The 7906-nt window shown below is 71.9% G+C and carries 7 protein-coding genes; 2 read left to right on the top strand and 5 right to left on the bottom strand.

Annotated features, from left to right (window positions below):
- Nucleotides 1–967 (top strand): FtsK/SpoIIIE domain-containing protein (locus VF825_RS00565; RefSeq protein WP_331109010.1); only part of this gene is annotated, 967 nt, incomplete at its 5' end.
- Nucleotides 968–1117: 150 nt separating this feature from the next.
- Complete coding sequence (locus VF825_RS00570; protein ID WP_331109012.1) at nt 1118–1873, top strand: DUF4118 domain-containing protein; 756 nt, start codon at nt 1118–1120, stop codon at nt 1871–1873.
- 3 nt (nt 1874–1876) lie between these two features.
- Here the strand turns inward: VF825_RS00570 and VF825_RS00575 are convergent, their stop codons facing one another.
- The 5 genes from VF825_RS00575 to VF825_RS00595 all read right to left on the bottom strand — a co-directional run bounded on the left by VF825_RS00575 (nt 1877) and on the right by VF825_RS00595 (nt 7873).
- Nucleotides 1877–2554, bottom strand: coding sequence for a response regulator transcription factor (locus VF825_RS00575; RefSeq protein ID WP_331109014.1), 678 nt, complete (start codon nt 2552–2554; stop codon nt 1877–1879).
- Nucleotides 2551–5127 carry a sensor histidine kinase KdpD gene (locus VF825_RS00580; RefSeq protein ID WP_331109016.1) on the bottom strand — a complete coding sequence of 859 codons (2577 nt, stop codon included), beginning with the start codon at nt 5125–5127 and terminating at the stop codon, nt 2551–2553. The genes VF825_RS00575 and VF825_RS00580 overlap by 4 nt, the downstream gene beginning before the upstream one ends.
- Before the next feature lie 77 nt (nt 5128–5204).
- Nucleotides 5205–5780: a potassium-transporting ATPase subunit KdpC gene (gene kdpC, locus VF825_RS00585; protein ID WP_331109018.1), complete on the bottom strand. Its 576-nt coding sequence runs from the start codon at nt 5778–5780 to the stop codon at nt 5205–5207.
- A gap of 6 nt (nt 5781–5786) precedes the next feature.
- Nucleotides 5787–7814, bottom strand: a complete 2028-nt coding sequence (gene kdpB / locus VF825_RS00590; RefSeq protein WP_331109020.1) for a potassium-transporting ATPase subunit KdpB — start codon at nt 7812–7814, stop codon at nt 5787–5789.
- Entirely contained in the window at nt 7811–7873 is a 63-nt protein-coding gene (locus tag VF825_RS00595) for a hypothetical protein (RefSeq protein ID WP_414695730.1), read from the bottom strand. The genes kdpB and VF825_RS00595 overlap by 4 nt, the downstream gene beginning before the upstream one ends.
- Nucleotides 7874–7906 lie beyond the last annotated feature (33 nt).

The raw sequence follows: 7906 nt of genomic DNA on the forward strand, positions 1-7906 counted from the left end.
GCAGTGGGTCGTCCGCGAGATGGACACCCGCTACGACGACCTGGCGGCGTTCGGCTACAAGCACGTCGACGACTTCAACAAGGCGGTCAAGGCCGGCAAGGTCAAGCCCCTGCCGGGCTCGGAGCGCCAGATCCAGCCCTACCCCTACCTGCTGGTGATCGTCGACGAGCTCGCCGACCTGATGATGGTGGCCCCGCGCGACGTCGAGGAGTCGATCGTGCGCATCACCCAGCTCGCGCGCGCCGCCGGCATCCACCTGGTCCTGGCCACCCAGCGTCCCTCGGTCGACGTGGTCACCGGCCTGATCAAGGCCAACGTGCCCTCGCGGATGGCGTTCGCGACGTCGTCGCTGGCCGACTCGCGGGTCGTGCTGGACCAGCCGGGCGCCGAGAAGCTCATCGGCCAGGGTGATGCGCTCTTCCTGCCGATGGGGGCGAGCAAGCCGATGCGCGTCCAGGGCGCGTGGGTCACCGAGTCCGAGATCGAGCAGGTCGTCGCCCACGTCACCGAGCAGCTCAAGCCCAGCTACCGCGAGGACGTGACCGTCGTGGCGGCCAAGAAGCAGGTCGACGACGACATCGGCGACGACCTCGACCTGCTGCTGCAGGCCACCGAGCTGGTGGTCACCACGCAGTTCGGGTCGACCTCGATGCTCCAGCGCAAGCTGCGCGTCGGCTTCGCCAAGGCCGGCCGGCTCATGGACCTGCTCGAGTCGCGTGGCGTCGTCGGCCCCTCCGAGGGGTCGAAGGCGCGCGACGTGCTCGTCAAGGCCGACGACCTGCCGACCACGCTGGCGCTGATGCGCGGCGACGAGGTGCCCGACCCCGAGCCGGTCTTCGACCAGGCCGAGACCGCCGCCGCACCCGCCCCGCTCGGCGGCGCGACCCGTGACTCGCTGGCCCCCGAGGGCTACGAAGAGGTCGAGGCCGACGACGAGGACGCCTGGTCGCTGACCGGACGCGACTGAGCCGGCACGGTCCTGGCGCCCGACCCGGTGCCGGCGCGGCACCCGCGGTCAGGGGCACGGCATACCGCCCGGGTGCCTTGATGCAACCTTGACGCGGCGTTGACGCGAAGGTCCCTGTCCCCCGGGGCGGGCCGGGGTTACAACGAAGTCATGACACGTGACCTGCTCCGGGTGCGGCTGCTCTGGCTGGCGGCCGTGGTGGTGCCTCTGGCCGTCTGCGTCCTCGCGGTCCCGGTCCGGGACACCGTCGCCAACACGAGCGTGGCGCTGGTCCTGGTCATCGTGGTGGTGGGGGTGGCCAGCCTTGGCCGGCGCTGGCCCGGCATCGTGGCCGCTGCCTCGGCCGGCGTGTGGTTCGACTTCTTCCTCACCCAGCCCTACCAGCGCCTGACGATCACCTCACCCGACGACGTCGAGACGCTGCTCCTGCTGCTCGCGGTCGGTGTCGCGGTCACCGAGGTGGCCCAGTGGGGCCGTCGCCAGCAGGCTGCGGCGTCCCGGCGTGAGGGCTACCTGCAGGGGTTGGAGACCATCGCCACTGCGGCCTCGGCGGGCACGAGCTCACCCTCGTCGCTGGTCGACACCGCGTGCGAGCAGGTGGCCGACGTGCTCCACCTCGACCGCTGCCGTTTCGTCTACGACTCCGGCCTCGGCCGTCCCCGCATCGAGTCGGACGGGCGCCTGCGCATCGGGGCGGCCCTGCTCGACGCGGACGTCCTCGAGCTGCCGGTCGAGGACGAGACCGAGCTGGTCGTCGAGAGCGGCGGGCGGTTCATGGGCCGCTTCCTCATGACGCCGCTGGCGGGCGCGGCGACCACCCGCGCCGAACGGCTCGTGGCAGTGGCCCTGGCCGCGCAGGTGGGCGCAACGCTGCGGGCGTACGCCGACAGCCACCCGGCCCGGTGAGCCTCAGACGTTGAGCCGGTAGCCGATGCCGGGCTCCGTCACCAGGTATCGCGGGTGGCTGGGGTCGGGTTCGAGTTTGCGCCGCAGCTGGTTGGCATAGACCCGCAGGTAGTTGGACTCACGCCCGTAGGCCGGGCCCCACGCGGCGCGGAGGAGGTCGGCGTGGGTGACCAGCCGACCAGGGCTCTGGGCCAGCGCAGCGAGGAGCCGCCACTCGGTGGGGGTCAGCCGGACCTCGTCCTGCCCCCGCGTGGCGCGGTGGTCGCCGAAGTCCAGGGTGAAGTCCGCGGTGGTCACGACCGGCGCCTCGGGGGTGTCAGACGGGCCGCGGCGCACCGCGGCCCGGACGCGGGCGAGGAACTCGTCCATCCCGAACGGCTTGGTGACGTAGTCGTCCGCGCCGGCGTCCAGCGCCTCCACCTTGTCGTCGGACTCCTGACGCGCGGACAGCACGACCACGGGGATCTGGGAGGTGGCGCGGATCTGCTGGAGCACCTCCACTCCGTCCATGTCGGGCAGGCCCAGGTCGAGCACCACGACGTCGGGCGTGCGCTCCTGCATCACCTGCAGGGCGGACCGGCCGTCGCCGGCGGACTCGACCTCGTAGTCGCGTGCCCGCAGGTTGATCGTCAGGGTGCGCACGATCTGCGGCTCGTCATCGACCACCAGCACGAACGTCATGAGGCCTCCCTGCCCACGGCGCCCCCGGTCGGGGCAGCCTCCGGTGCCTGCTCCGGCGGCATCGCGCCGGCCGACCGGTCGCCCGCCACGGGCAGGTCGACCACGATGGTCAGCCCGCCGCCGGGGGTGTCCTCGGCGGTCAGGGAGCCGTTCATGGCCTCGGCCAGACCCCGGGCCACGGCCAGCCCCAGCCCGACGCCGCTGCCGCGGGGCACGTCGCCGAAGCGCTGGAAGGGGGCGAAGATGCCCTCCTTGGCGCTGTCCGGGACCCCGCTGCCGCGGTCCACCACGCGCAGCTGCAGGTGGCCGCCGATCCGGCTGGCGTTGACCACCACCTCCTGACGGCCGGGGGAGTGGCGCAGGGCGTTCTCCAGCACGTTGGCCAGTACGCGGTCGAGCAGCCCGGCGTCGGCGAGCGCGGGGGGCAGCTCGTGCGGGATCCACGTGCGCACGCGCTGACCGTCCGGCAGCGCGGCGACCGTGCCGGCCACGACCTCGTCGAGGTGCAGGGGCAGCAGGTGCGGTGCGACGGTGCCGGACTGCAGGCGGGACATGTCGAGCAGGTTGCCGATCAGGACGTTGAGCCGGTCCGCGGATGCCTCGATGGACTCCAGCAGCTCAGCCTCGTCCTCAGCCGACCAGGTGACGTCGGTCTGGCGCAGGCTGGACACAGCCGCCTTGATGCCCGCCAGCGGGGTGCGCAGGTCGTGCGAGACGGCCGCGAGCAGCGCGGTGCGGGTGCGGTTGTCCTTGGCCAGCGCGCTGGCCGCTCGTGCCTCCTCGACCAGCTCCTCGCGGGTGAGGATCGCTGCGGCGTGCGAGGCGAAGGCGGACACCAGGCGGCCCTGGCTGGCCGGGGGCACCCTTCCGGTCATCACCAGGAAGGTCGTGTCGTTGACGCGGGAGCGCACCTCGGCACCCTCCACCATCGCCACGTCGAAGCCCTCGGTGGCGGCCAGCACCTCCCACGGGTCGCGCACCGAGGCGCGCCGCACGACGGCGGCCGTGCGCATGGAGAACGTGTCGCGGGCCTGCTCCAGCAGGGTGGGGAGCTGTTCGGGCGTGCCCAGCAGCGAGTGGGCCAGCTGGGCGAGGATGCGGGACTCCTGCTGGGCGGCCAGGGCCTTGCTGGCCCGCAGTGCGCTGATGTGCACGACGGAGGACACCGACACGGCGACCATGACGAAGACGAGGACGGCCAGGGCGTTGGCGGGGTTCTCGATGCTGAACGTGTGCAGAGGCGGGGTGAAGTAGTAGTTGAGCAGCAGGCTGCCGACCACGGCGGTGAACACCGCGGGCCAGATGCCGCCGACCAGGGCCGCGGCCACGGTGAGGGCGAGGAAGAGCAGCATCTCCAGCGGCAGGTCGTGGCGGCCCCGGGTCGCCGCCAGGCTCCACGTGAGCAGCGGCAGGCCGATGAGGGTCATCAACCATGCCGCGATGGTGCGCTGGCGCCCGACCGTCCACTCCGGCAGCACCTGCTGCACGCCACGGTGGTGCTCGCCGTGGCTGACGATGTGCACGTCGATGTCGCCGGACCCGGCGACGACGGCCTCGCCGACCCCCCTGCTCAGCAGGGACTGCCAGCGCGAGCGCCGGCTGACCCCGATGACGATCTGGCTGGCGTTGACGCCGCGGGCGAACTCCAGCACCGCCTCGGCGACGTCGTCGCCGGAGACGGTGTGGAACGTGCCGCCGAGCTCGGCGGTCAGCCGGCGTTGCTCGGCCAGCTGCTCCAGGCTCGCGCCGACCAGGCCGTCGGATCGGGCCACGTAGACCGCGACCAGCTCCCCGCCGGCGCCGGCGGAGGCGATCCGTGCACCGCGCCGCAGCAGGGCGTCCGACTCCGGGCCGCCGGTGAGGGCGACGACGACCCGCTCGCGGGCCGGCCAGGTCTCGGAGATGCCCTGGTCGTGGCGGTAGCGCTCCAGGGCCTCGTCGACCCGGTCCGCCAGCCACACCAGCGCCAGCTCGCGCAGCGCCGAGAGGTTGCCCACCCGGAAGTAGTTGGACAGCGCCGCGTCGACCTTCTCCGCGGCGTAGACGTTGCCGTGGGCCATCCGGCGGCGCAGCGCCTCCGGTGACATGTCGACCAGCTCGATCTGGTCCGCGGCGCGCACCACGTCGTCGGGCACCGTCTCCCGCTGGCGGACGCCGGTGATCGCCTCGGTGACGTCGTTGAGCGACTCCAGGTGCTGGATGTTGACCGTGGAGATCACGTCGATGCCGGCGTCGAGGACCTCCTCGATGTCCTCCCAGCGCTTGGCGTGACGCGACCCGGGCACGTTCGTGTGGGCCAGCTCGTCGATGAGGACGACCCGCGGCCGGCGGGCGAGGACCGCGTCGACGTCCAGCTCCCGGAAGGTGGCCCCGCGGTACTCGATCTCCCGGGTCGGGATGCGCTCCAGGCCCTCGAGCAGCTGGGCGGTGAAGGTGCGCCCGTGCGTCTCGACCAGGCCGACCACGACGTCGGTGCCGCGATCCCGACGCCGGTGCGCCTCCGAGAGCATGGCCACGGTCTTGCCCACCCCGGGAGCCGCCCCGAGGTAGATGCGCAGTGTGCCCCGTGCCATGGCTTGATTCTCGCCCTAACCCGCGGCCCGCCGCGCGCACGAGGCGGCGGCGGGTCGCGGCATACGCTCGGGTGAGGTCACCGGGAGCCGAGCGAGTCGAGGGCAAGGTTGAGCTCGAGGACATTGACCCGCGGCTGGCCGAGGAACCCGAGGGACCGGCCCTGGGTGTGCTCGTCCACGAGCGTGCGCACCTGGCCCGCAGACAGGTGCCGGGCCGCGGCGACCCGCGGCACCTGCCACAGGGCGTAGGCGACCGAGATGTGCGGGTCCAGGCCACTGGCAGAGGCGGTGAGCGCGTCGGCCGGGATGGCGCCGGTGGCCTGCGGGTTCGCCTTGAGCAGGGCGGCCTTGCGCTCGGCCACGGCCTTGACCTGCCGCGGGTCGTCGGCGGGAAGGTTGGACGCCGCGCTGGCGTCGCCGCTGTAGCCGACGGCCGACGGGCGGCCCTGGAACCACTGGGGTCCGGTGAAGCTCTGGCCGATCAGGCTGGACCCGACCACCTGCCCGCCGCGCTCCACGAGGGAGCCGTTGGCTGCCGACGGCCGGACGACCTGGCCGATACCCCAGATGGCGGCGGGGTAGAGGGCTCCGAGGACCAGGGTGAGCAGCAGGATCATCCGGGCGGAGGCGCCCAGCTGTCGCATGAACGTCATGGCAGATCAGCCCAGTCCGGGGAGGTGCGAGATGAACAGGTCGATGGCCTTGATGCCGATGAACGGGGCGATGACGCCGCCGAGTCCGTAGATCAGCAGGTTGCGGCGGAGCATCGCCCCCGCCCCGACCGGGCGGTAGCGGACGCCCTTCAGGGCCAGCGGGATCAGCGCCACGATGATGAGGGCGTTGAAGATGACCGCGGAGAGCATCGCCGACTGGGGACTGTGCAGCCGCATCACGTTGATGCTGTTCAGCCCCGGGAAGACCGCCAGGAACATCGCGGGGATGATCGCGAAGTACTTGGCAACGTCGTTGGCGATGGAGAACGTCGTCAGCGCACCACGGGTGATGAGCAGCTGCTTGCCGATAGCCACCACCTCGATGAGCTTGGTGGGGTCGGAGTCGAGGTCGACCATGTTGCCGGCCTCCTTGGCGGCCGACGTGCCGGTGTTCATCGCGACACCGACGTCGGCCTGGGCCAGGGCCGGGGCGTCGTTGGTGCCGTCGCCCATCATGGCCACGAGGCGGCCGCCCTCCTGCTCCTTCCTGATCAGGGCCATCTTGTCCTCGGGCGTGGCCTCGGCGAGGAAGTCGTCGACACCGGCCTCCTTGGCGATGGCCGCGGCGGTGAGGGGGTTGTCGCCGGTGATCATCACGGTGCGGATGCCCATGGCGCGCAGCTCCCGGAACCGCTTGCGCATGCCCTGCTTCACGACGTCCTTGAGGTGGACGACGCCGAGCACGACCGTGGGGCCGTCGCCGTCGCGGCGGGCGACCACCAGTGGGGTGCCGCCGGACTGGCTGATGTGGTCGACGACCTGCTGCAGCGCACCCGGCACCCTGGCGCCGCTCTCCAGCACCCACTGCGAGACCGACGTCGTCGCGCCCTTGCGGATCTGCACCCCCGAGGGCAGGTCCACCCCACTCATGCGGGTGGCTGCGCTGAAGTCGATGAACTGCGCCCCCGTGGTGGCCAGCTGCTCGGCGGAGACGGCGTCCTCGTCGGACAGGTGCGTGCGGGTCAGGTCGACGATGGACCGCCCCTCCGGGGTCCCGTCGGCCAGGCTGGCCAGGTATGCCGCGTGGGCCAGCTCGGTGTTGGTGGCCTCACCGACCGTGACGATCTCGGTCGCGTGCCGGTTGCCGAGGGTGATCGTGCCGGTCTTGTCCAGCAACAGGGTGGAGACGTCGCCCGCGGCCTCGACCGAGCGGCCCGACATCGCCAGCACGTTGTGCTGGACGAGGCGGTCCATGCCGGCGATCCCGATGGCTGACAGCAGGGCGCCGATCGTGGTCGGGATGAGGCAGACCAGCAGCGCCACCAGGACGATGATCGACTGCTCCCGGCCGGAGTAGGCGGCCAGCGGCTGGATCGCCATGACGGTGATCAGGAAGATGATGGTCAGCACGACGAGCAGGATGTTGAGCGCGATCTCGTTGGGGGTCTTCTGCCGTGAGGCGCCCTCGACCAGGGAGATCATCCGGTCCAGGAAGGTCTCGCCCGGCTTGGTGGCGACCTGCACCACGATCCGGTCCGAGAGGACCGTGGTGCCGCCGGTCACCGCGCACCGGTCGCCGCCGGACTCGCGGATCACCGGTGCGGACTCGCCGGTGATGGCGGACTCGTCCACCGTGGCGACGCCGTCGACGACGTCGCCGTCACCCGGGATGACCTCGCCGGCCTCCACGACCACGCGGTCGCCGATCCGCAGCTCGGACCCGGCCACCGTCTCGGTGCCGCCGTCGGGCAGCAGGCGCCGCGCCACGGTCTCCTTGCGCGCCTTGCGCAGCGTGGCGGCCTGGGCCTTGCCGCGGCCCTCGGCCACGGCCTCGGCGTAGTTGGCGAACAGGACCGTGATCCACAACCACGCGGTGATGGAGATCGCGAAGGTCGAGGGGTGCAGCACCGACAGGACGGTCGTGCTCAGTGACCCGACCCAGACCACGAAGATGACGGGGCTGCGGAACAGGTGACGTGGGTCGAGCTTGACGAACGCCTGCGGGATGGTGGCCACCAGGGTGTGGCGGTTCATGCGAGGGCCTCAGCAATCGGTCCGAGGGCGAGGGCGGGGAAGAAGGTCAGGCCGGCCACGATGACGGCGATGCCGACGAGCAGGCTGACGAA

This window comes from Oryzihumus sp. (assembly GCF_036391795.1).
In the GTDB taxonomy this organism is placed as follows: Bacteria; Actinomycetota; Actinomycetes; order Actinomycetales; family Dermatophilaceae; genus Oryzihumus.

What these genes read in the sequence shown, in the direction of transcription:
- kdpC (WP_331109018.1), bottom strand. Translation starts at nt 5,780, where the DNA reads ATGACGTTCATGCGACAGCTGGGCGCCTCCGCCCGGATGATCCTGCTG.
- VF825_RS00575 (WP_331109014.1), bottom strand. Translation starts at nt 2,554, where the DNA reads ATGACGTTCGTGCTGGTGGTCGATGACGAGCCGCAGATCGTGCGCACC.
- VF825_RS00570 (WP_331109012.1), top strand. Translation starts at nt 1,118, where the DNA reads ATGACACGTGACCTGCTCCGGGTGCGGCTGCTCTGGCTGGCGGCCGTG.
- kdpB (WP_331109020.1), bottom strand. Translation starts at nt 7,814, where the DNA reads ATGAACCGCCACACCCTGGTGGCCACCATCCCGCAGGCGTTCGTCAAG.
- VF825_RS00580 (WP_331109016.1), bottom strand. Translation starts at nt 5,127, where the DNA reads ATGGCACGGGGCACACTGCGCATCTACCTCGGGGCGGCTCCCGGGGTG.